Here is a 22,924-nt window from a genome sequence, read left to right on the forward strand (position 1 = left end):
AATGGGTTAATGCCGAGTTAAATATTGTTAATGGCTATTTTCCCCGACCGGAAAGCGCCCATATTTAAACGCGCAAGATGCGGCCAAGATACGGCATAGAGTGCTGAAAATGGTGTGCTGAAGATGGTGGGTTGACAGAGGGCGTGCAGGGCCTTCGGGTCAGGGCCTGCGCGGGATAAAAGCGAGCGCCGTTAAGGGGTTAACCGGCGCCGCCAATCAAGCGGTCGTGCGGGTGAGCAGCAGATAACTCAACGCTGCGGCGGATTGGGTTGGCTGCTCCGCGCAGATCGCCAGCGGGATCTCATCCTCTTTGAGTCGTTCGGCCAGTTGCGCCATGGCTGCCGCGAGATCGGTTGCAACCGGCAACGCCAGCGGCGCACCCGGTTTGAGCAGGGTGGCGAGATGGCTCAGGGTGTCAGTTGCTTTCTGCCCTGCAAGGTCTGTGGGGCGGCTGAGCCAGATGCCGTCATAGGGGAGCACGCTGCGCATCCCCGCGATGGGGCAAATGCGCACCGCCTGACCCGAGCGGCGCGATGCGCTGCGGGCCAGCGCCAGCTCGGGTTCGCAGGCGGTGACCCGAAAACCGCCATCCCGCAGCCAGCAGAGATCCACCCCGTCACCGCAGTCGAGGTTGAGCAGGTGGGAGCCAGCGGTCAGCCGGGCCGTAAAGGCGATGTGCGCCGGAGTCAGGCTGGCGGAATGGGCGGTATCTTGGGTGATGGCGTCAGTGGATGTCACAACGATGGTCTCGGGCCGAGGCGGCTACAGGGGGCGCTACCTTAGCAAATCGGGGGCTGCGCTGGCAAAGCGGTCCGCAAGTTGGCGCAGAGGGTGAACACTAGGAACGAACCGCCGGATTGCGGGGTTGGGTCAGCATGGTGAACATGCAGTCGAGCAGGTACTCCGACTCGGCAGCCAAATCGATCCGCTCCGGAAAGTGGAGCCAGTTGATGATGTAGCCATCGAGGGTACAGTGGAGCAGGGTGGAGGCTAGCCGCAGATCCAGATTGGCGGGCAGCTGTCCGCGGCGGATGGCGTTGGTGAGGGTGGTCTCCAGATCCCGGAAGAAGTTGCTGGACTGGCTGCGGATATGTTCGCGCAGGGAGATGGCTTCCCCCTCCAGCGATTCGAGATTGAAGAGGATGGTGAACATCTGCTGGTGGGCCTGATCCCGGGTGATGCGGGTCAGCACCTCTTTGAGGAAGTCGCGCAGCTTGCCGAGGGGGTCGGGCTCCTCTTCATTGACGCAGGCGTCGAGCTGGTGGGCGAGGGGTTGGCAGAGCTCCTCCCAGAGGGAGAAGAAGAGCTCCTCCTTGTTTTTGAAGTGCCAGTAGATGGCCCCGCGCGTGAGGTCAGCGGCTCTGGCGATGTCGGTCAGGCTGGTCTTGGCCAGCCCCTGGCTGCAGAAGAGATCCAGCGCCGTCTTCATGATGGTGCAGCGGGTCTGCTGTGCCTCCTCTTTGGTCCGTCTGGCCATCTGCTTCTGCGCCCCTTAATCAGCAAAAAAAGTCACTTACATACATTTATGAATGTATGTATATTGCCTCATCTTTCCGATTTTTACCAACAGGGCCCACGTGGCCCTGATTGTTCATTGACTGGCAAAGGCTCAGGTGTTTCATGCATAAACATATTCTTGCTCGTTCGGTAGGTCTTGCCCTGCTGGCAACAGGCTTGCTGGCAGGTTGTGGCGACAAGGGCGCGCCGCAGGGACAGGGGGGCATGCCTCCCGTCGCGGTTGACGTGGTGACCCTGCAGAGTGCTCCGCTCAAGTTGACCAGCGAGCTGACCGGCCGCAGCGCCCCGTTGCGGGTGGCCGAAGTGCGCCCGCAGGTGGGGGGTATCATCCTCAAGCGCCTCTTTACCGAGGGGAGCGATGTGAAGGCTGGCGATCTGCTCTATCAGATCGATCCGGCTGTCTATCAGGCTGCCGTCGCCAGCGCCAAGGCCAATCTGGCCAAGGCGCAGGCCAACGAGCAGAGCGCCCGCCTCAAGGCCAAGCGCTATCAGGAGCTGCTCAAGGTCAACTCCATCAGCCGTCAGGACTATGACGATGCCGACGCCAGCTGGAAGCAGGCGCAGGCGGAGATCATGGCGAGCAAGGCGGCCCTGCGCACCGCCGAGATCAATCTGGGTTACACCCGCATCACTGCGCCCATCAGCGGCCGCATCGGTACCTCCGCGGTGACCGAAGGGGCGCTGGTAACCGCCCAGCAGGCTGACAGCCTCGCCGTCATTCAGCAGCTCGACCCCATGTATGTCGATGTGCGCCAGTCTACCGCCGATCTGCTGCGTCTCAAGCGGCTGGTGGCCGAGGGCAAGGTCGTGCAGGACGAACACAAGGGCGCCAAGGTGAGCTTCCAGCTGGAAGATGGCACCACTTATGGCGAAGAGGGCTCGCTGCAGTTCTCCGACGTCACCGTGGATGAGACCACCGGCATGGTGGCCCTGCGGGTGATTGTCCCCAACCCCACCCATCTGCTGCTGCCCGGCATGTTCATGCGCGCCACCCTGCAAGAGGGCGAGCGAGCCAAAGGGCTGCTGGTGCCGCAAACCGCGGTGACTCGCACCCCCAACGGTGGCGCTACCGTGCTGGTAGTGACCGCTGACAACAAGGTGGATCTGCGCAACGTTCAGCTGGGTCGCATCGTCGATACCAGCTGGGTGGTGGAGTCCGGTCTCAATGCCGGCGAGCGGGTGATCGTGGCCGGGTTGCAGAAAGTGCGTCCGGGTGCCGTGGTCAATCCGGCTGAACAGGCTGCGGCGCCGGCAACAGCCGTCACCCCGGCCAACAAGTAGGATGGAGTAGTCGCTTCATGGCTCGATTTTTCATAGACAGACCCATTTTTGCCTGGGTGATCGCGCTGGTGATCATGCTGGCGGGCAGCCTGGCCATCATCAAGCTGCCGGTGGCCCAGTATCCGAGCATTGCACCGCCGGCGGTGAGCATCTCCGCCAGCTATCCGGGCGCGTCTGCCAAGACGGTAGAGGACTCGGTGACCCAGATCATCGAACAGAACATGACGGGGCTGGATCACCTGCTCTACATGTCCTCCCAGTCCGACTCTGCCGGCCGGGTGTCGGTCACTCTGACCTTCCAGCCGGGAACAGATCCCGATATCGCCCAGGTGCAGGTGCAGAACAAGCTGCAGCAGGCGATGTCGCTGCTGCCGCAAGAGGTGCAGCAGCAAGGGATCCGGGTACAGAAGACCTCCAGCAGCTTCCTGATGGTTGCCGCCTTCATCTCCAGCGATGGCAGCATGAAGAACGACGATCTGGCGGACTATGTGGTCTCCAACATCAAGGAGCCGCTGAGCCGTCTGGACGGGGTAGGGGATATCACTCTATTCGGCAGCCAGTACTCCATGCGGATCTGGCTCGACCCCAACAAGCTCAACAGGGTGCAGATGACCCCGAGTGATGTGCAGTTGGCGATCAAGGCGCAAAACGCCCAGGTAGCCTTCGGCAAACTGGGGGGAACCCCTTCGGTGGCCGATCAGCAGTTCACCGCCACCATCATGGGCCAGACCCGTCTCTCCACCGTCGAGCAGTTCAACGACATTCTGCTGCGGGTGACTCAGGATGGCGCCAAGGTGCGGCTGAAAGATGTGGCCCGGGTCGAGCTGGCTGGCGAGAGCTATGACGCCGAGGCGCTCTACAACGGTCAGCCTACCGCGGCGGTAGCTATCAAGCTGGCGACCGGTGCCAACGCGCTGGATACCTCCGAGAAGGTGCGCGCCAAGCTCAACGAGCTGTCAGAGTACTTCCCGGCCAACATGAAGATCGTCTACCCCTACGACACCACGCCGTTTGTGAAGATCTCCATCGAGGAGGTAGTGCAGACCCTGATCGAGGCGATCTTCCTGGTGTTCTGCGTCATGTATCTGTTCCTGCAGAACTTCCGGGCGACCCTGATCCCGACTATCGCGGTGCCCGTGGTGCTGCTCGGTACCTTCGGGGTGATGGCGGCATTTGGCTTCTCCATCAACACCCTCACCATGTTCGGCATGGTGCTCGCCATCGGCCTTCTGGTGGATGACGCCATCGTGGTGGTGGAGAACGTGGAGCGGTTGATGAGCGAGGAGGATCTCTCCCCGCTTGAGGCGACCCGCAAGTCGATGGGCCAGATCACCGGCGCGCTGGTGGGGATCGCCCTGGTGCTCTCCGCCGTATTCGTGCCGATGGCCTTCTTCGGCGGCTCGACCGGCGCCATCTATCGCCAGTTCTCGCTGACCATCGTCTCGGCCATGACCTTGTCGGTGCTGGTGGCGCTGATCCTGACGCCGGCGCTCTGTGCCACTCTGCTCAAGCCGATGAAACACGGCGAGTTCGGTGCTCAGCGCGGCTTCTTTGGCTGGTTCAACCGCGCCTTTGATGCCGGCACCCAGCGCTACCAGCGCGGGGTGGGCAAGGTGATCAAGCAGGGCGTGCGCTACAGCCTCATCTACGGTGCCATGCTGGCGGTGCTGGCTGTGCTCTTTATGCGGATGCCTACCTCCTTCCTGCCGGAGGAGGATCAGGGGGTCATCATGTCCATGGTGCAACTGCCGGTGGGGGCGACCAAGCAGCGCACCGAGGTGGTGCTGGCGGACATGCGCGACTACTTCCTGAAAAACGAGAAGGACAATGTCGACTCCGTACTGACGGTGGCGGGCTTCAGCTTCGCCGGTAGCGGTCAGAACAGCGGCATGGCCTTTATCAAACTCAAGGACTGGAGCGAGCGCAAGAGCCCGGATCGCAGCGCCAATGCCATCATCGGCCGCGCCATGGGCTATCTGTTCAGCATCAAGGAGGCGCAAGTCTTCGCCTTTAACCTGCCTCCGATCCCGGAGCTGGGTACGGCGACCGGTTTTGACTTCTTCCTGCAGGATCGCGGCGGTATCGGCCACGAGAAACTGATGGCGGCGCGCAACCAGCTGCTCGGCATGGCAGCGCAGGATCCCACTCTGGTGCGGGTGCGCCCGAACGGGATGGAAGATACGCCGCAGCTCGATATCAAGATTGACTACGAGAAGGCGCTGGCGCAGGGGCTCTCCATTGCAGAGATCAACAACACGCTGGCAAGCGCCTGGGGTTCTGCCTACGTCAATGATTTCATCGACCGTGGCCGGATCAAGAAGGTCTATATGCAGGCTGATGCGCCCTTCCGGATGAACCCGGAAGATCTCAAGCTCTGGTATGTGCGCAACAGCGCCGGTCAGATGGTGCCCTTCTCCGCGTTTGCCAGCACCGAGTGGAGCTTCGGCTCACCGCGTCTTGAGCGTTATAACGGCGTGCCGGCGATGGAAATCGTCGGGGAAGCGGCGCCCGGCAAGAGTACCGGTGATGCGATGGCCGCCATCGAGCAGATGGTGAAGAAGCTGCCGGAAGGGGTGGGCATCGAGTGGACCGGGCTCTCCTTCCAGGAGCGGCAGGCCGGCTCGCAGGCGCCTGCGCTCTACGCTATCTCGCTGCTGGTGGTGTTCCTCTGCTTGGCTGCCCTCTACGAGAGCTGGAGCATCCCCTTCTCGGTGATGCTGGTGGTGCCACTCGGGGTTCTGGGGGCTATTTTGGCCGCAACTCTGCGTGGGCTGGAGAATGATGTCTACTTCCAGGTGGGCCTGCTCACCACCATAGGCTTGTCGGCGAAGAACGCGATTTTGATCGTGGAATTTGCCAAAGAGCTCTATGACAAGGGGATGGGACTGGGTGAGGCTGTGGTGGAAGCGGCGCGTCTGCGTCTGCGCCCGATCCTGATGACCTCGCTTGCCTTTATCCTCGGGGTACTGCCGCTGGTGATCAGCTCCGGCGCCGGCGCCAGCAGCCGTAACGCCATCGGTACCGGCGTGATGGGGGGGATGATCAGTGCCACCGTGCTGGCCATCTTCTTCGTGCCGCTCTTCTTTGTGCTGGTGATGCGCTACTTCACCAGCCACCAGAGCAAAGAGGCGCGCATGGCTGCAGCGGTTGAGTCAAAAGGTGACTGAGCAAAAGTGTGTCCAGCTCTTCTGAGCGATAGATCACAATTTGATAAAAGAGTCAGTTAAAGCTTACTATAAAATGGGGCAACACGAGCGGTTGCCCCATTTTTTTCGTCTGAAAAACGGTAACTTGGCTGCGAACTTTTCGATTTTGAAAGGTGATTCGGATGAGTTCATCAAGTGCTTTCGGTTCTCCATCGAATCTTGATTAAAAACAACAGTAGAAGGCACTTTTTTGCTGTGCAGGTTTACAGAAAACGAGATAGAATCTGCCCCTTATCGGGCTGGTAGACTATGTGTCGTTTGGTTTGGTACCCCTCTTTTGGCTATAAAATGCGAGCGGGTAACACAGTTATCGACCATCAAAACATAAAAATGCTGGAGGACACGATGACCAACAGCAAACAAAAATCGGTTAAAAGCAGCAAACTGGGGGCTGTAACCCAGGGGCGGTAGCCACTGTATTACCCATCTTTATGCTCAACAATTAAGCGGAATGGCAGCTCTGCCATAGTGTTAGTAACAGATGCTATCTGTTGATCTGTTGATTTTTTTGAGCTGCTCAAGCTGCTCACCGTTCTATACCCCCGATACCCAATTCCGTATTCACTCCTCGCAAGAGAACGCATATCTATGAAAATTCTCGTTACCGGTGGCGCAGGCTTTATCGGCTCTGCCGTGGTGCGCCATATCATCCGTGATACCCAGGATGCTGTTATCAATCTCGATAAACTCACCTATGCCGGCAATCTGGAATCCTTGGCCGATGTATCGACAAACGAGCGTTATGCGTTTGAGCAGGTCGATATCTGCAATCGTGCCGAGCTGGATCGGGTGTTTACCCTGCACCAGCCGGATGCGGTGATGCATCTGGCCGCCGAGAGCCATGTTGATCGCTCCATCACAGGGCCGGCTGATTTTATCGAGACCAATATCGTTGGCACCTATATGTTGCTGGAAGCGGCTCGCGCTTACTGGAACGGCCTGGACGAGGTTCGCAAGGCGGCCTTCCGCTTCCACCATATCTCCACCGACGAGGTATATGGCGATCTGCCTCATCCGGATGAAGTGGCTGCCGGTGAGCCATTGCCGCTCTTTACCGAGACCACCCCCTACGCCCCCAGCAGCCCCTATTCTGCCTCCAAGGCTTCCAGCGACCATCTGGTGCGCGCCTGGCGCCGCACCTACGGTCTGCCGACCATCGTCACCAACTGCTCCAACAACTACGGCCCTTATCACTTCCCCGAGAAGCTGATCCCGCTGGTCATTCTTAACGCGCTGGATGGCAAGCCTTTACCTGTCTATGGCAAGGGCGACCAGATCCGTGACTGGCTCTACGTGGAAGATCACGCGCGCGCGCTCTACAAGGTGGTGATAACGGGCGTGGTCGGGGAGACCTACAACATCGGCGGCCATAACGAGAAACAGAATCTGGAGGTGGTACACACCATCTGCGATCTGCTGGACGAAATGGTGCCGAAAGCGGGCTCTTACCGCGATCAAATCACCTATGTAGCGGATCGTCCCGGTCACGATCGCCGCTATGCGATCGATGCGACCAAGATGAGCCGTGAGCTGGCTTGGCAACCACAAGAAACGTTCGAGTCTGGCATTCGCAAAACCGTGCAGTGGTATCTGGATAACCAGCAGTGGGTGAGTAACATCAAGAGCGGCGCCTACCAATCCTGGATTGAGCAGCACTATTCCGCGATTGAACAGAACGATGGGGAGCGTGCCTGATGCATATTCTGCTGTTTGGCAAAAACGGCCAGGTAGGCTGGGAGCTGCAGCGCGCACTGGCGCCGCTGGGGCGGATCACTGCCGTTGATTTTGACTCCACCGACTATTGCGGCGATTTCAGCAACCCGGCAGGGGTGGCCGAAACGGTACGTCTGGTCAAACCGGACGTGATTGTCAACGCCGCGGCCCATACCGCAGTGGACAAAGCAGAGAGCGAGCGGGAGTTTGCCGAACTGCTCAATGCCACCAGTGTGGCTGCTATCGCCAAAGAAGCGGAAGCATTGGGTGCCTGGTTGGTACATTACTCCACCGACTATGTGTTCGATGGCAGCGGTGAGCGCCCCTGGGTAGAAACCGATGCAACGGCACCGCTTAACGTCTACGGCGAAACCAAGCTGGCGGGTGAACAAGGCGCCGCTATTTGCTCCCGTCACCTGATCTTCCGCACCAGCTGGGTCTACGCCGCCCGCGGTGCCAACTTTGCCAAGACCATGCTGCGTTTTGGTAAAGAGCGTAGCGAGATGTCGGTTGTCAATGACCAGTTCGGCACCCCGACTGGCGCCGAGTTGCTGGCCGATTGTACCGCTCATGCGATCCGAGTTGCGCAGAGCAAACCCGAGGTCGCCGGGCTCTACCATCTGATTGCCTCTGGGGCCACCACCTGGTTTGACTACGCCCAGCTGGTGTTTGCCAAAGCCAGAGAGGCCGGGGTTGAACTTGCTGTCACGAAACTCAATGCGGTGCCGACCAGTGCCTTCCCGACTCCGGCCAAACGCCCCCATAACTCCCGCCTTGATACCGGTAAATTCCAGCGCACCTTCGATCTGGTGCTGCCGGAGTGGACCGTCGGTGTGGAGCGGATGTTGACCGAGATCCTCGGCAAATAAATCATTGGCCAGGGATGTGTTGAATGCCTCCCTGGCTGGCAGGGATAAAACAGAAAGGTGTGGCCACAAGCCACCCTTTTCTTTTGCAATTTAAAAATAAGAAACAAGCATCATGACCAAACGTAAAGGCATTATTCTGGCCGGTGGCTCAGGCACCCGTCTCTATCCGGTGACCATGGCGGTGAGCAAGCAGCAGCTGCCCATCTATCTATGACAAGCCGATGTCTGCTACCCGCTGACTACCCTGATGTTGGCCGATATTCGCGATATTTTGATCATCAGCACCCTGCAAGCTCTACCCGTTTTGAGTAATTGCAGGGTGATGGCAGCCAGTGGGGCCTGAACTTGCAATACAAGGTTCAGCCGCGCTCGGCAGAGTTGGCCCAGGCCTTAATTATGGGTAAAGCGTTAATCCCTGTGTAGGTACTGGGTGACAATATCTTTACGGCTACGACCTACAGAGGCAATTGGAGACAGTCGCGGCCAAAGAGAGATGTACTACAACCGTCTTTGCCTGCCACGTGCTGACCTAGAACGTTATGGGGTGGTGGAATTTGATAAAGAGGGTACCACTATCTCTTTGGAAGAGAAGCCACTTAAGCGGAAGAACAACTATACGGTCACTGGTCTCTATTTTTACGACAACAGCGTGGTGGACAGCGCCAAGAGCCTGAAGCCATCGTTCTGTGGAGATGCCGACCAGTTACGAGTGCTCGCCAATACGTAAGCAACAAATAATATATGCTATGGTTCCTCGCCACGCCGCTAGGTGTGTGACTCGAGTGGTGTTTTCGAGCAGAAGGATACGTTGTCAAGTAACGGCCTAGACAGTCAACAGCAAGCGGCCATCTGATTTTTTCGTATGGATTTATCAATGCAATATCGTACAACATCGCTGGTGGGGGTTATGATTCTTACGCCCACAACTTTTTCTGATCATCGTGGCAAATTTCGCGAGTGTTTTCGTCAAGATGAGTTTGAGCAACACTGTGGCTATTATCCGCTGGTGCAAGACAATCTAAGTCGTTCTGTCGGGGGCACTTTGCGTGGCTTGCATTACCAACGTAGCCGACCACAAGGTAAACTGGTGCAGGTCATTAGCGGAACCATTTTTGATGTGGTGGTTGATATTCGGTCTGCATCGCCCACATACGGGCAATGGTTGGGTCGTCGATTAAATGCAGAACTCGGTGAGCTTATCTGGATTCCTCCTGGTTTTGCGCACGGTTTTTATGTGGTCAGTGATAGCGCTGATGTTTTTTACAGATGTAGCGATTATTATCATCCCAATGATGAAGCTGCTATTCGATGGGATAGCCCTAACCTAGCGATCAAATGGCCACTATCTGAACAGTGGCCTTTATTGCTGTCGGATAAAGACCGCCAAGCCCCTTTTTTTGTTGGTGCCCCTTAATGGTAATCATGTTGTAATATTTTTAACATTAACAATGAAGAGAGAAAGATGAGCAAAAAAACGCCAATTATTCCTGAGCCGTGGGTACAAGTATCTACATCAGATGAGATAGATCTGCGAGAGTTGGTGCTGGTGCTGTGGCGTCAAAAAGTTCTGATATTGTTGGTGACTGGCGTGTTTGCTATGGGAGGTATTGCCTATGCTCTATTGTCGCCACAAGTTTGGTCGGCCAAGGCGGTGATCTTTGCGCCGCGTAGCGAAGATCTGCGTCCTCTATCACGAATGGCCAACCAAGCTACACTGTTTGGGATAAGCGGTTTTCCCAGTGGACAGGAGTTGTATGATGAGTTCGTTCGTGAGTTCAACTCTTATGAGAATCGTCGCGATTTTTTGAAGGGCAGTTCCTTCTTCCAAGAACAAGTTCAGTCGGCTCAGTTGGATTCGCGTGAACAACGCCTGTGGTTACGTAAGTGGGCCGAGTTAATCACTGCTGAGGCCGTGGATAGAAAAGGGGAAAAACCAGGGATTATCATTACGAGCAGTGCAGAAAATTCAAGTCAGGCATTAACGTTGCTGGAAACCTATATTCAATTCATTATTTCAAAGCAACAGCACGAAATAGTCAGTAAACTGAAGGAAAAACAGTCAGCTGATATTTCTATTTTGAACACTAGCTTGCAATTAATCAAAGAAGATGCCGAACGTGCGTTAAAAAGTGATATTGATAATCTGACTCTGACTATATCAATTGCCAAAGCTGCTGGCGTTGAGCAACCACTGACTAACTATAATAACGATGATCGCTTTGCACTCACTTTAGGCACTAAAGGGTTGGAAGAAAAACTGAAGGTGCTCAAAACTCTAGATCTGGCCACATATCAACCTAAATTAACCGAGCTTCAGGTGAAGATTGATCGTCTCAAGCTTGTCAAAATGGATGATATTAGCTTCAGACCCTTCTCGTATCTTGATGCTCCAGAAGAGCCACTAAGCCGTGATAAACCCAAACGTCCATTGATAGTGGTATTGGCAACCCTTCTCGGTGGTATGCTGGGGGTCGCAATTGTGCTGGTACGCCATGCTTTTCGTCGGCCAGAAGCAGCATAATGTGAGTGGTTGACTTAGTGGAGGGGGCTATTTGCCCCCTTTCTTTTTATCTATCTTTTCGGTGCCCTTTCAGTTTTGGGTCTGCTTCAGGAACTGGGCTATGACGTTAACGCGAATCATGATGATTTTAAGCGTGCTCTACTGGCTGATGGGCATGCACTTTTTTATGCACAACCCGGGCGGTGCTGGGCTATATCTTCCCTTTAATGCATGGGGATGGACCTTTGCCTCGTTGGTTATTGGACTAGGACTGTGGCAGGTGACGCTACGCCAGCGCCTGGTATTTTCTTCATTACAGGCTGGGTTATGGATAGGGGCTTTTTTACTGCTGTTCCCTATGCTCTATCCAGGCTTTGCACTTAAGGATTTTGCCATTCCCAGATTGCTGGGGCTGTTTGCTGGTCTGCTGTTTTTATTTGGGCTCTATCAATGGCGATTTAATCGGTTGCAGCGTGACCGATTGCTCTATCTCGTCTTGATTGCGATCGCGATAGAGGCTGTGATTGGTCTGGTGCAGTTTTATCTACTGACCCCGGGCAACTGGATTGGCTATGACACCAAGGCCAATCGCCCTTACGGGATCTTTCAACAGCCCAATGTGATGGCAACCTTTATGGCAACCGGGGTTGCTCTTGCTATCTGGTTGGAATTACGTAGCGATGGGAGTCGCTTGCTGATGACTCTGCGCTATGGTGTCATTCTATCTGTGACACTGTTGCTGGTTGTTTTGCAATCCCGGGTGGGGCAATTGGGTGGCCTGTTAGCCCTGTTTTTATTGCTACCGCAACTCCATCGTCACCAATTGCTTTGGCGTGTATTGGCTCTGGTTATGTTAGCGGTAGTGATTGGCTTGCTATCACAATACTGGATGGAGGGAGCCAAGCGTGGCCTAGCGATTTATCAATCTGGAGGTATGCGATCCATTTATTGGCCCTACGCAATAAAGCTGATTTTACAGGCACCCTGGACTGGATGGGGATATGGCAGTTTTGAGTCTGTATTCCTGCATCACTATATGGCGGATAAAGCGCTGAATCCGGCTATGGTGCAGATAGAATACAATCTTGACCATCCTCACAATGAATTTCTCTACTGGGCTGTTGAAGGTGGCATTGCCCCTATGATCGGAATGGTGATCATGGGGGGAGCATTATTGTGGCGGCTAAGCAAGACAAGATTGAGTCATGGAATGGCGTTGTTGGCGCTGGTTACACCCATCTTGTTGCATACCCAGACAGAATATCCTCTCTATCATGCTATCGCATTGTGGTGGCTGCTTCTGACGTTGATTTACATCATTGATGCTGAGGTTGAAGAAGCTGCCCTTACCAATGATGGGCGTACCACATGGTGGGAATTTGAGTGTCGCCCTTGGTTGTTATTGCGTTTTATGGCAATTGCGATTCCTCTGGTCGTGGTTCCTTTTATGCTGACTGCGATCCATACCGCCTGGGTAGTTACCAAATATGAGCGAGGTGGCTATAAGGAGCCGACCTTGTTGCTGGATATAGTCAATCCAATGGCATGGTTGACCAGAGTTGAGTTCGATGTGAACTCGGTTCGTCTTATGGTCGGTTTGCGGACCCATAACAAAGGTGAACTTGACGCTTATCTTGATTGGGGCAAAGAGTTTGTTCGCCATACGCCAAGAGCCAATATATACGCCAATATGGTCATAGCTCTTAATGCGCTGGGGCGGATTGAGGAGGCCAATGCACTGCGTCATGAGGCATTGGTGCTATACCCAACCGAGCCTTTATTGACAGGCTCTGTAGCCACCTCAGTGATCAATAGCGTTGATCAGCGAGCCAATAGTGCAGCAAAGGAAGCCAAGGGGCAGTAATCTCACGGGAAAGCCAGTTCTTAAAGTGCTGCCTTTCCTATTGGTTACTACCTTTGCAGCTGTATAAATCAAGAACCAGCTATCTGGGTCATCATAACATGATGATTTATATGGATAAGATGATTTTTTGATGGCAATTTCTTCGAGGGCTTAATTGGGGAAGGGGTATATCATTAACCACTGAGTTTGCAGACCTACTCTCCTGATTTGATATAGTGGATTGTATTGCATTGTGCTTTTTATTAAGGTATTTCTCATGTCTATCAAACATAGACTTGGCCGATGTAGAGTGGGATCATCGGCACTATGTGGTAATTATGAGTCTATCTTTGTCGTTTATTTAGCCTTGTTTTTTCAGAACGGCAGCCTAGCATAAGCGTGTTTCATCTATTATCTGTGTTCTCTTTTGCGAACACAGACAACCACCGCTGACTTAACTGCGAATAAAAAGCTTGAAGTAAATAAAAACTGTATGTTGTCGTGAATTGTCCATGCTATTCTAAAACCGTTATCTCTGTGACCGATTTTTGTGAGGAAATAATGAACGAGTTTCTGAAGGTTCTGCTGAACATTCGTAGTCTGCGTGCGGCTATTCGTGAGCTGCCGTTTGAGCAATTGCTGGAAGCGAAAGAGAAGTTTGATCTGGTTTATCAAGAGCGCGCTGATTCTGTTGAGCAGGAGCGTGCGGAACAGGAAGAGCGTCAGCGCAAGCTGAGCGAGTTCACTGAAATGCTGCAGCAGGCAGGTATTGATCCCCGCGAACTACTGGCAACTGCTGCTGCCCCTGCTGCCTCTACTGGCGCAACCAAGAGCAAGCGTGCTCCGCGCCCACCGAAATACAAATATCAGGAAGATGGTCAGGAGAAAACCTGGACCGGTCAAGGGCGCATGCCGAAAGCCATTGCCGCTCAAGTTGAGCAGGGCAAAGATCTGAACGATTTCCTGATCTGATTTTGTCAGTTTGGATATTCGATAATGCCGCCTCTGTGCGGCATTATTTTTGTCTGCTGCATATTCTCACTGCATTATTCAATCCGCTCACCACTCGTTTTCCTCCCTCTTTATGAACTGGTTCTCCGTAAACCTTATCTCTAGCATTTTATGAGCTGCGATAAATGCAGGTAGTGCGCGGCTCGATCCCGACAAGGGTTGTTTGCCTTGTATGTCTTTGCTTCAAAATGATGGGAAGGGGAATATGACAACAGAAACAAAACTGCACCAAGCGTTATCTCTCATCCTGCATATTTCTAGATAAGGGAGAGCGTTGGAGGGGGGGGAGTAAAAATGGGGGTAATGTACAAGGCCCCACCCGCTTTCACGAGGTGGGGCATGTTGATTATTGGGTCAGCTTATCGCTGCCGCCGATGGCACGATAGACCTTCGCTGTAGTGTTGAGTTGTTCCTTCTGCTGAGCCAGCAGGCTTTGCTCGGCATCCCACAGGCGGTTCTGCTCGTCGAGCCAGGCCTGAACTCCGGTAGCCCCAGCTTCAAAGCGCGCCTTGGCCAATCGCTCAGACTCTTTGGCATACCCGAGTTGTTCCTGCAGGTAGCTGAGCCGCTGTTGGCCGTAGCTGCGAGCTGCCAGATTGTCTTCCACCTCGACCAGTGCGGTATAGAGCTGCTTGCGAAACTCGGTTTCGGCAATCTGGTAATCAACTTGTGAGCTCGCAATAGCAAGACGGGTGTGGTTGTACTCAAGGAAGGGGAGGGCAAGGGTTGCACCCAGAGAGCCGACCGGATTTTGCAGCACCTGCGCCAGTCTGTCCGAGGCTGTGCTGGCACTGCCGGTCAGGGTGAGGCTCGGATAAAAACCGGTGCGGATCTCATCCCCTCTGGCCAGGGCTTTGCGCAGCCGCAGCTCCGCCGCTTTCACATCGGGGCGACGGGCCAGCAGATCGGCTGGAATGCCGACTGCAAGTTCAGGAATGGGCTGGGTTGTCAGCGAAGTCGGTGCATACTCCAGCTGTCCGTGGCTGCGGCCAAGCAGCAGGCGCAAGGCATTACGGGCCTGCTCCTGCTGCGCCTTGAGAGAGGCGAGCTCAGCCTGTTTGCCCGCTTGCTGCTGGCGGGCCTGTGCCAGATCGAGTCGGGTTATGGCCCCGGCCTTGTATTTGGCCTGGGTCAACTGTTCGGTGCGAGCCAGGTTGGCCAGCTGTTGCTCGCTCAAGGTAATGGCCGAGGCGAGATAGCCAAGCTGCCAATACTGCTCGAGGCTATTGCCGATCAGCATCAGACGGGTGCTGGCCAGATCCTGCTCGCTGGCGGCCGCTTCCCAGCTTGCCTGATCCCGCGCCGATGCCAGCTTGCCCCACAGATCCACTTCATAGCTCAGGCCAAGTGATGGCCCCATACTGCTGGTTGATTTACCGCTCTTCAGATCCTTGTTGCTACTCGCGCCCAAGCTGCCATTGACCGAGGGGGTGAGATTGGTATCGGCCTGATCAGCACCCAGCCGGGCGCTCTTGAGATTGAGGGCGGCAATGCGCATGTCCGGGTTGGCGGCCAGCACCGCCTCAACCAGCTGGTTGAGCTGCGGGTCGTGAAAGGCCTGCCACCAGGGGCCAGCCTGGGTGGCAAGCTGTTCGCTGTTCGCCTGCTGCCAGACGGGAGCGATGGCGAGATCTTGCCGGTGATAGGTGCTCTGCTGGCTGCAGCCACCAAGGGCGATACAGAGAGCCAGCCAGGATAATTTGTACATGTTATTCCCTCGCCAGTGCGACCACGGGGTCGAGCCTTGCCGCGTTGCGCGCTGGCAGATAACCAAACAGGATCCCGATGAGTGACGAGCAGCCAAAGGCCATCAGGATAGAGAAGAGCGAGAACTGCATCTTGATGCTGTCGACCAGCAGGGAGAAGAGCATGCCGATCCCGAGGGAGAGGCCAACCCCGCAAATCCCACCGAGCAGACTTACCATCACTGCTTCAATCAGGAATTGCTGCAATATGTCGGACTGACGGGCTCCGACCGCCATGCGGATGCCGATCTCGCGGGTTCGCTCCACCACCGACACCAGCATGATGTTCATTACCCCGACACCGCCGACGATCAGCGAGATCAGCGCGATGGCCGAGACCATCAGGGTCATGGTGGCGGTCGTTTTCTCCACAGACTTGATGATGCTGTCGCTGCTGAAGGTGAAGAAGTCCTTCACGCCGTGGCGTTTGGTCAACAGCTCGATCACCGCCTGCTCCGCCAGTGCCGGCTGTATGCCATCCTTGACCCGAATGGTGAGCTGGCTGAAGTGATGCTGCGAAATCAGGCGGCTCATCACCGCACTGTAGGGGAGCCAGACATTGACCGACTGGCTGGATGGGCCAAAACCTGTCTCCTGCGAGACAACCCCGATGATGCGCACCGGCAGCGTGCCGACCATCACCACCTTGCCAACGGGATCATCCTTGCCAAGCAGGCTGCCAATACTCTTCTTGTCCACCACGGCGACGGCAGCACGCTGCTGGATGTCTTGCCATTCGAGCAGGCGTCCGCTCACCAGCGTCATTCCTTTCACCTTGAAGTAGTCGTTGCTCACCCCGGTCACGCTGCCACTGCTGGTCTTGTTGCGGTAACGCAGCTGGCCCGGGCTGGCAATCTCGGGACTGGCGCCGGCCAGATAGGGTTGCCCGAGCAGAGCATCGAGATCCCCCTTGTTGAGGGTCTGGATGCTCGCCATCTTCTCATCACCCCACCCCTTGCCCGGGAATATCTCGATGGTGTTGGTGCCCATGGCATTGATCTGGTCGATCACCTTGGTTCTAGCCCCTTGTCCCAGCGCGACCACGCTCACCACGGCGGCGATACCGATGATGATGCCGAGCATGGTGAGGAAGGTGCGCATCCGATGGGCCAGCATGGCGTGAACCGCCATACGCCCCGCCTCCCGATAGCGATCCCAGTCATAACTGGCCCCTTCGCCAGCGGCTGGTGGCACGTTGAGGACAGGTTGGTTGGCGGCGACCTTGCGTCCGCTATCTTCCTGCACCCGACCATCCTTGAGGGTAATAATCCGGTCGGCGTGGCTGGCCACCTCCATGTCATGGGTCACCAGAATGATGGTGTGCCCCTGCTGATGGAGCTCTTTGAGGATCGCCATCACCTCCTTGCCGCTCTGGCTGTCCAGCGCGCCGGTTGGTTCGTCCGCCAGGATCACCTCGCCACCATTGGCCAGCGCCCGGGCAATACTGACCCGTTGCTGCTGGCCGCCGGAGAGTTGTCCCGGCGTATGGTGACTGCGCTCGGCGAGCCCGAGGCGACCGAGCAGCTGACGTGCCCGTGCTTGTCGGTCATGGCGACTGGTACCGGCATAGATGGCCGGGATCTCGACGTTGGCGGCCGCATCGAGATGGGGCAGCAGGTGATAGCGCTGGAAGATAAAGCCGAAGTGGTGGCAGCGCAGGCGGGCGAGCGCCAGCGCATCGAGCGTCGCGGTATCCTCTCCCCGGAACAGATACTGGCCACCGCTGGGGCGATCGAGGCAGCCCAGCAGGTTCATCAGGGTCGATTTGCCGGAGCCGGAGGCGCCAACGATGGCGATCATCTCTCCGGCTTCGATAACGAGATCAAGGGGATGGAGGACGGTCACCTCCTGCTCGCCGCTCTGGTAGCGCCGCTCGATCCCTTTTAGCTGGATCAGGGGCTCACTCATAGCATGACCGCCACATCATCCTGAGCGGCAGGTGCGCCGTGATTGAGCTGCACCTGCTCTTTTTCGTCCAGACCGCTCACGACTTCGATCCGGATTTCATCTTTCATGCCGGTCTTGATATGGCGGGTTTCGGTCGTCTCATCGTCCTTGATCACAGTGACTTCATACTCGTTGTCTCCCAGCGACTTGCCGAGGGCGGTTTGCGGCACAGTGAGTACCTGCTTGCGCTCACCGAGCACTATGGTCACCTGGGCCGTCATGGCGACCCGCAGGGTATGGTCGGGGTTGGGCACATCGAACAGGGCGTAGTAGTAGACGGCTGCATTGCTGGTGGTGGTACCGGTTGCAGCCTGATCGTTGATGTTGGTGGGCGCTAACTCCACGGCGCGCAATTTCCCCTGATAGCGGGTATCCGGATCGCCAATCAGGGTGAAATAGACCGGCATCCCCGCTTTCACCTTGGTGACATCCGCTTCGGAGATCTGCGCCTTGACCGTCATGGTATCGAGGTCGGCCAGCTTGAGCACGGTCGGTACCGTCTGGCTCGCTGCCAGTGTCTGGCCCTGGCGGGTGACAATGGTAATCACGGTGCCATCCATCGGCGCCAGGATCTTGGTGTAGCCGAGCTCGGTTTTGGCTCGCTCCACCTTGATGATGGCGTTGTCGATGTTGGCCTGACTGCTTTGCAGATCAGCCCGGGTGACGGCCAGCTGCGCTTCGGCGCTCTCCAGATCGGCGCGCGAACTCGCCTCCTGCCTGAACATCTGTGACTGGCGCTGCCATGCCAGCTGATACTGCTTGAGCTGAGCCTGCTTGATCTTGAGCTGGGCGCGGTTGCTTGCCAGCTCGGCCTCGGCGGTTTTCAGGTTGTTCTGGGCGATGAGCGGATCAATCTCCGCCAGCAAATCCCCCTTCTTGACCCGATCGCCTGCCTCGACCGCCAGCTTGGTGACCTGGCCGGAAACCTGAGCGCCGACATCAACCTGTTCAACGGCTTGAAGCACGCCGCTGGCCAGCACGGTCTGGGCAATATCTTCCCGGGTAACCGGCGCTTTGAGGATCGCTTTGGGAGGATCGCTTGGCCATACCAGCCAGCCGATCAGTGCCAGCCCGAGCAGAGTGAAGATCGCCCGGGTTCTCAGCTTGGAGCTTATTTTCATTGAACACCTGAATGAAATCAGAACACGAAAGGGTTACAGGGCGACAATCGTGCAGCAAAGCCATGGCAAATAACAGCCGAAAATATGTAAGCAAAGTTATGGTGTTACCTGTCAATTGGGGGGCAAGTCGCGACTCGAGCGGTGGTGAAATAAAAAAGCCCCGCACAGAGGCGGGGCTTTTGCTGAGGCTTGGTGATAGGCATGCTTAAGCCTTGGCCAGCAACTCCATCACCCAGGGCAGCCCCTGCTTCTTGCGGCTGACAAAGCCGGGGTGGTAGCTGGACTCTGCCGGTACTTTGGCATGGCGGGTAAAGTAGATGCGGCTGGCGGCGGCGGTCAGGTCGGTCACCATCAGGACGAAGAAGTCGAGCCCTTCGGCTTCAACACGGTGTGCCATCTCTTGCTGCAGAGTGTCGATCTGGTCGGCAAGCTGTTGTTCGCTGCCCACTTCAATCTGGCTCATGATGAAGTTCAGACCTTCGGCCTGGAATGCTTTCTCATCCTGCTGCAGCAACTGAGCAGGAGTGAGGCCGCTCAGATCGGTTTTTGCCATCAGCAGCTGTTGACCAAACTCGGCCAGCGATACCTCGGCCAGCGGTGCAAGACGCTCGCAGGCGATCTTGTCATGCTCGGTGGTGGTTGGCGAGGTGAGACAGAGTGTGTCGCTCATGATGGCACCCAGCATCAGACGAGCCTGGCTGCGGGTAACGACACCTTGTTGGCTCAGCAGATCAAAAGCGATGGTGCAGGTGCAGCCAACGGCACGGATCCAGGCATCCAGCGGAGACTGGGTGATCAGGGAGCCGAGGCGGTGGTGATCCACCAGACCCAGCACATTGGCCTGGGAGAGGGTGGCTGGGCCCTGCTCCAGATCACTGAAGTCGACCAGCCAGACATCTTTATCGGTCAGATCCTGAGTCAGCAGCTCGGGCTCGGCAACACCTGCTTGCTCCAGAATGAAGCGGGTTTCGGTACGCAGATCGCCGAGGCGCCATGGGGTGGCCTGACGGCCTTGTGCATTGAGCCAGTCAGCGATCACCAGAGCGCTGCAGATACTGTCACTGTCGGGATTCTTGTGGCCAAAAACGTGGATCATAGACAAAGCCTCACAATTGGATACCCATAAAGGGGGCAACACTATGCGAAATCCCCCTCGTCAAGGCAACCCGATCCCGGCAGATGTTGCTGCCTGCTTGGCCAAATCCACCATTTTATTGATCTGGGTCGGTGATCTTACCGTCTCGGCAAATGGCATGGGGTGTCTTTCTACTGCTGACTATGCATGCTATTGCCAGAGCCAGCCGGTGGATATGTTGCCATCAGGCTGGCCAGGGGATTAATGGTGCAGCAGCTCGCGTGCGTTGGCCAGGGTAATGTCGGTGATCTGATCCCCTCCCAGCAGGCGAGCCAGTTCGTTGAGCCGGGCGCTCTGATCGAGCGCATCCATCCGGGTTTCGGTGGTCTTGCCGTCGGTGTGCTTGCTCACCACCATGTGCTGGTGGCCATTGCCCGCCACCTGCGGCAAGTGAGTGACCACCATCACCTGAGTCGACTCGCCAAGCTGACGTAGCAGGCGACCCACCACGGCCGCTGTCGGGCCGCTGATCCCCACATCCACCTCATCGAAAATCAGGGTCGGAGTGGAGACCTTGCGAGCGCTGATCACTACGATGGCAAGGCTGATACGCGATAGTTCACCGCCCGAAGCCACCTTGCCAAGCGGCTGGATCGGTTGGCCCGGGTTGGTGGTGACCATAAATTCGACCCGATCTATACCCAGCGGAGAGAGGCTGCTCTGGGCATCGGGGCGCACCTCGATGGCAAAGCGACCATCGGGCATCGCCAGTTCGTGCATGCTGCTGGTCACCTTGGCGCCCAGCTCCTGGGCGTAACGCTGGCGGCTCTGGCTCAGGGCCTCGGCGGCCTGAACAAACGCCTGACGGGCCTCGGCCAGCTCGTCTTCCATCCCCTCTAGCCGTTCCTCGTCTGAGTTGAGGCGGGCGAGATCAGAGGCCAGCTCCTGATGATGCTGGGCCAGATCTGCCGGTTTGACGTGATGTTTGCGGGCCAGATTGATTGCCTTGGAGAGGCGGGTTTCCAGTTCGTTGAAACGTTCGGGATCCAGCTCCAGCCGATCCAGATAGCTGCGCAGTTCGCTGTGGCTCTCCTGCACCCCGATCAGGGCTTCGTTCAGCATCTCCAGCACAGGGGTGAGGCGGCTGTCCATGCTGACCAGCCCCTCGGCCCGATCAACGGCGGTCTGCAGCAGACCGGCAATGGTGGTTTCTTCGTTGTCGTAGAGCAGATCGAGGCAAAAGCCGCACTCCTGCATCAATTCGGTGCCGTTGGCCAGCCGTTGGTGCTCCTCCTCGATCTCCTCAAACTCGCCCGGCTGCAGGGCAAATTCGTCCAGCTCCTGCACCTGATACTCGATAAGCTGGCGACGGGCCTCCCGCTGCTGCTGCTCGGCCTTGAGCCGGTTAAGTTCGTTTTGCAGCTGGCGCCACTGCTGATAGTGCTGGCGTACTTCGTCGAGCAGCAGATGGTGGCCGGCGTAGCCGTCGAGCAGGGCGAGCTGGTAGTCGGGTTTGAGCAGCATCTGGTGGGCATGCTGGCCGTGTACGTTGACCAGCAGCTGGCCCAGATTCTTGAGCTGGGTGAGGGGGACGGGCACGCCATTGATATAGCTGCGCGAACGCCCTTCGGCAGAGATGACTCGCCGCACGATGCACTCACCTTCGTTCTCCAGCTCGTTGGTCGCGAGCCAGGCACGGGCGGCCGGGTTGTTGTCGAGCAGGAAGCGGGCGCTGACCTCGCTTTTGTCGCTATCGGGCCGCACCATGCTGGCTTCGGCCCGCTCACCCAGACAGAGACCGAGAGCGTCGATGGCGATGGATTTACCGGCACCGGTCTCACCTGTGATGCAGGTCATCCCCGGTTGCAGATCGAGTTCGAGAAACTTGACGATGGCGAAGTTGTTGACGGTCAGCTGGGTCAGCATAGTCTCATCCTGTATAGGTCAACATTACTGTGTATGCATCCAGTATATACTGGTCTTATATACAGTAAAGAGGGCGCCACCATTTTTAACAAAGGAAAGCCGCGCCAGTGCGGTATAGCTATGAGAATGCGGTGCTGACTATTGGCGCGAGGTACTGATATGAGAGTGCAGGGGACGTTGCCACAAAAGAAAAGAGAAGGGCGCCAATTCAGGCGCCCTCTGTGGCAATGCCGTTGTCGGTCAGCGCCGATTAAAACAGCTTGCTGCCCCAGCCGAGCTTGTTGCGCAGCACGTGGAAGTAGCTGTAGTCGAGCGGATGCACCAGATGAAGCTGATGGTGGCTCTTCTTGATGAGGATCTCGTCCCCCGGGTGGACAGCAAGCGTCACCTGACCGTCACAACTCACCTGCATGGCATCGTCCTGATTGTCCGGCGAGACCAGCAGCCGCACTTCGCTGTCGGCATCGAGTACAATGGGGCGACTGCTGAGGGTATGCGGGAACATGGGCACCAGCGTGATGGCGTTGAGCTTGGGGGTGAGGATGGCGCCACCTGCCGATAGGGAGTAGGCAGTTGAGCCGGTCGGTGTGGCGACAATGATGCCATCCGAGCGCTGGCTATACATAAAGCTGCCATCGATATAGACCTCGAACTCGATCATGTGGGCGATCTTGCCCGGGTGCAGCACCGCTTCGTTGACCGCCAGATTACTCGACTTGCGCTCGCCATGGCGATAGACCGAGGCTTCCAGCAGGAAGCGGTGCTCGCTTTTGTAGTGGCCGGAGAGCACCTGTTCCAGCGGCAGTAGGTAATCCTGCGGCGAGAGATCGGTTAGAAAGCCGAGGTTGCCCCGGTTGACCCCGATCACCGCCACATCGAAGCGCGACAGTACCCGCGCCGCGCCCAGCATGTTGCCGTCACCGCCGACTACGATGGCCAGATCGGCCTGCTGGCCGAGCTGAACCAGATCCATGACGTTTTCATCGAGGATGCTCAGGGTCTGGGCAACCCGGCTCTCCACCAGTACCCGGAAACCGCGTGAGGTCAGGTATTGATGCAGGCCGGTCAGCGTCTGGTTGGCTCCCTCGTGGTGAGGCTTGCCAATCAGGGCGATGGTTTTGAACGGAGAATCCATAGTCTGTCGGGTCTGGGTGAGTATTGGGGGCAGT

The 22,924-nt window shown here is 56.7% G+C and carries 16 protein-coding genes and 1 pseudogene; 9 read left to right on the plus strand and 8 right to left on the minus strand.

The features are described 5' to 3' along the window. Positions 1 to 216: 216 nt before the first annotated feature. Together WE862_RS10960 and WE862_RS10965 are read right to left on the minus strand one after the other, a co-directional pair. On the minus strand, positions 217 to 738 hold the full coding sequence (locus WE862_RS10960) for a hypothetical protein (protein WP_052448136.1): 522 nt from the start codon (positions 736 to 738) through the stop codon (positions 217 to 219). A 100-nt stretch (positions 739 to 838) separates the two neighbouring features. Beyond that, positions 839 to 1,477 (minus strand): TetR family transcriptional regulator, encoded by a 639-nt coding sequence (locus tag WE862_RS10965; protein WP_042032468.1) that lies wholly within the window; start codon positions 1,475 to 1,477, stop codon positions 839 to 841. A gap of 143 nt (positions 1,478 to 1,620) precedes the next feature. On the opposite strand from WE862_RS10965, the gene WE862_RS10970 reads away from it, so the two are divergent. The 9 genes and pseudogenes from WE862_RS10970 to WE862_RS11010 all read left to right on the plus strand — a co-directional run bounded on the left by WE862_RS10970 (position 1,621) and on the right by WE862_RS11010 (position 13,902). Continuing rightward, positions 1,621 to 2,799: an efflux RND transporter periplasmic adaptor subunit gene (locus WE862_RS10970; RefSeq protein ID WP_042032470.1), complete on the plus strand. Its 1,179-nt coding sequence runs from the start codon at positions 1,621 to 1,623 to the stop codon at positions 2,797 to 2,799. Between the two features lie 17 nt (positions 2,800 to 2,816). Further along, entirely contained in the window at positions 2,817 to 5,966 is a 3,150-nt protein-coding gene (locus WE862_RS10975; protein WP_042032472.1) for an efflux RND transporter permease subunit, read from the plus strand. Between the two features lie 627 nt (positions 5,967 to 6,593). Next, positions 6,594 to 7,700, plus strand: coding sequence for a dTDP-glucose 4,6-dehydratase (rfbB, locus tag WE862_RS10980; protein WP_042032474.1), 1,107 nt, complete (start codon positions 6,594 to 6,596; stop codon positions 7,698 to 7,700). Next, on the plus strand, positions 7,700 to 8,587 hold the full coding sequence (gene rfbD / locus WE862_RS10985) for a dTDP-4-dehydrorhamnose reductase (protein WP_042032475.1): 888 nt from the start codon (positions 7,700 to 7,702) through the stop codon (positions 8,585 to 8,587). Before rfbB ends, rfbD begins: the two co-directional genes overlap by 1 nt. A 112-nt stretch (positions 8,588 to 8,699) precedes the next feature. Beyond that, positions 8,700 to 9,287 (plus strand): annotated as a pseudogene (locus WE862_RS10990) (sugar phosphate nucleotidyltransferase); the annotation flags it as partial. Positions 9,288 to 9,461: 174 nt separating this feature from the next. After that, positions 9,462 to 10,001: a dTDP-4-dehydrorhamnose 3,5-epimerase gene (gene rfbC, locus WE862_RS10995; protein ID WP_082035505.1), complete on the plus strand. Its 540-nt coding sequence runs from the start codon at positions 9,462 to 9,464 to the stop codon at positions 9,999 to 10,001. Positions 10,002 to 10,049: 48 nt separating this feature from the next. Then, entirely contained in the window at positions 10,050 to 11,108 is a 1,059-nt protein-coding gene (locus WE862_RS11000; RefSeq protein WP_052448137.1) for an LPS O-antigen chain length determinant protein WzzB, read from the plus strand. Between the two features lie 100 nt (positions 11,109 to 11,208). After that, on the plus strand, positions 11,209 to 12,951 hold the full coding sequence (locus WE862_RS11005) for a PglL family O-oligosaccharyltransferase (RefSeq protein WP_042032476.1): 1,743 nt from the start codon (positions 11,209 to 11,211) through the stop codon (positions 12,949 to 12,951). A gap of 540 nt (positions 12,952 to 13,491) precedes the next feature. Beyond that, entirely contained in the window at positions 13,492 to 13,902 is a 411-nt protein-coding gene (locus WE862_RS11010) for an H-NS family nucleoid-associated regulatory protein (RefSeq protein WP_042032478.1), read from the plus strand. 385 nt (positions 13,903 to 14,287) lie between these two features. Here the strand turns inward: WE862_RS11010 and WE862_RS11015 are convergent, their stop codons facing one another. From WE862_RS11015 to nadK, 6 genes are all read right to left on the minus strand, one after another. After that, positions 14,288 to 15,649, minus strand: a complete 1,362-nt coding sequence (locus WE862_RS11015; protein ID WP_042032479.1) for an efflux transporter outer membrane subunit — start codon at positions 15,647 to 15,649, stop codon at positions 14,288 to 14,290. A 1-nt stretch (position 15,650) separates the two neighbouring features. Next, positions 15,651 to 17,594, minus strand: a complete 1,944-nt coding sequence (locus WE862_RS11020; protein ID WP_042032481.1) for a MacB family efflux pump subunit — start codon at positions 17,592 to 17,594, stop codon at positions 15,651 to 15,653. Then, complete coding sequence (macA, locus tag WE862_RS11025) at positions 17,591 to 18,754, minus strand: macrolide transporter subunit MacA (protein WP_042032483.1); 1,164 nt, start codon at positions 18,752 to 18,754, stop codon at positions 17,591 to 17,593. Before macA ends, WE862_RS11020 begins: the two co-directional genes overlap by 4 nt. A 205-nt stretch (positions 18,755 to 18,959) precedes the next feature. Next, positions 18,960 to 19,850 carry a manganese-dependent inorganic pyrophosphatase gene (locus WE862_RS11030; RefSeq protein ID WP_042032485.1) on the minus strand — a complete coding sequence of 297 codons (891 nt, stop codon included), beginning with the start codon at positions 19,848 to 19,850 and terminating at the stop codon, positions 18,960 to 18,962. A gap of 240 nt (positions 19,851 to 20,090) precedes the next feature. Further along, positions 20,091 to 21,755: a DNA repair protein RecN gene (gene recN / locus WE862_RS11035; protein WP_042032486.1), complete on the minus strand. Its 1,665-nt coding sequence runs from the start codon at positions 21,753 to 21,755 to the stop codon at positions 20,091 to 20,093. A gap of 250 nt (positions 21,756 to 22,005) precedes the next feature. Next, positions 22,006 to 22,890 (minus strand): NAD(+) kinase, encoded by an 885-nt coding sequence (gene nadK, locus WE862_RS11040; protein ID WP_041208339.1) that lies wholly within the window; start codon positions 22,888 to 22,890, stop codon positions 22,006 to 22,008. Positions 22,891 to 22,924 lie beyond the last annotated feature (34 nt).

This window comes from Aeromonas jandaei (assembly GCF_037890695.1).
Classification (GTDB): domain Bacteria; phylum Pseudomonadota; class Gammaproteobacteria; order Enterobacterales; family Aeromonadaceae; genus Aeromonas; species Aeromonas jandaei.

What these genes read in the sequence shown, in the direction of transcription:
- WE862_RS11010 (WP_042032478.1), top strand. Translation starts at nt 13,492, where the DNA reads ATGAACGAGTTTCTGAAGGTTCTGCTGAACATTCGTAGTCTGCGTGCG.
- WE862_RS11005 (WP_042032476.1), top strand. Translation starts at nt 11,209, where the DNA reads ATGACGTTAACGCGAATCATGATGATTTTAAGCGTGCTCTACTGGCTG.
- WE862_RS11030 (WP_042032485.1), bottom strand. Translation starts at nt 19,850, where the DNA reads ATGATCCACGTTTTTGGCCACAAGAATCCCGACAGTGACAGTATCTGC.
- WE862_RS10970 (WP_042032470.1), top strand. Translation starts at nt 1,621, where the DNA reads ATGCATAAACATATTCTTGCTCGTTCGGTAGGTCTTGCCCTGCTGGCA.
- rfbB (WP_042032474.1), top strand. Translation starts at nt 6,594, where the DNA reads ATGAAAATTCTCGTTACCGGTGGCGCAGGCTTTATCGGCTCTGCCGTG.
- WE862_RS10975 (WP_042032472.1), top strand. Translation starts at nt 2,817, where the DNA reads ATGGCTCGATTTTTCATAGACAGACCCATTTTTGCCTGGGTGATCGCG.
- nadK (WP_041208339.1), bottom strand. Translation starts at nt 22,890, where the DNA reads ATGGATTCTCCGTTCAAAACCATCGCCCTGATTGGCAAGCCTCACCAC.
- rfbC (WP_082035505.1), top strand. Translation starts at nt 9,462, where the DNA reads ATGCAATATCGTACAACATCGCTGGTGGGGGTTATGATTCTTACGCCC.
- recN (WP_042032486.1), bottom strand. Translation starts at nt 21,755, where the DNA reads ATGCTGACCCAGCTGACCGTCAACAACTTCGCCATCGTCAAGTTTCTC.
- macA (WP_042032483.1), bottom strand. Translation starts at nt 18,754, where the DNA reads ATGAAAATAAGCTCCAAGCTGAGAACCCGGGCGATCTTCACTCTGCTC.
- WE862_RS11015 (WP_042032479.1), bottom strand. Translation starts at nt 15,649, where the DNA reads ATGTACAAATTATCCTGGCTGGCTCTCTGTATCGCCCTTGGTGGCTGC.
- WE862_RS11020 (WP_042032481.1), bottom strand. Translation starts at nt 17,594, where the DNA reads ATGAGTGAGCCCCTGATCCAGCTAAAAGGGATCGAGCGGCGCTACCAG.
- WE862_RS10965 (WP_042032468.1), bottom strand. Translation starts at nt 1,477, where the DNA reads ATGGCCAGACGGACCAAAGAGGAGGCACAGCAGACCCGCTGCACCATC.
- rfbD (WP_042032475.1), top strand. Translation starts at nt 7,700, where the DNA reads ATGCATATTCTGCTGTTTGGCAAAAACGGCCAGGTAGGCTGGGAGCTG.
- WE862_RS11000 (WP_052448137.1), top strand. Translation starts at nt 10,050, where the DNA reads ATGAGCAAAAAAACGCCAATTATTCCTGAGCCGTGGGTACAAGTATCT.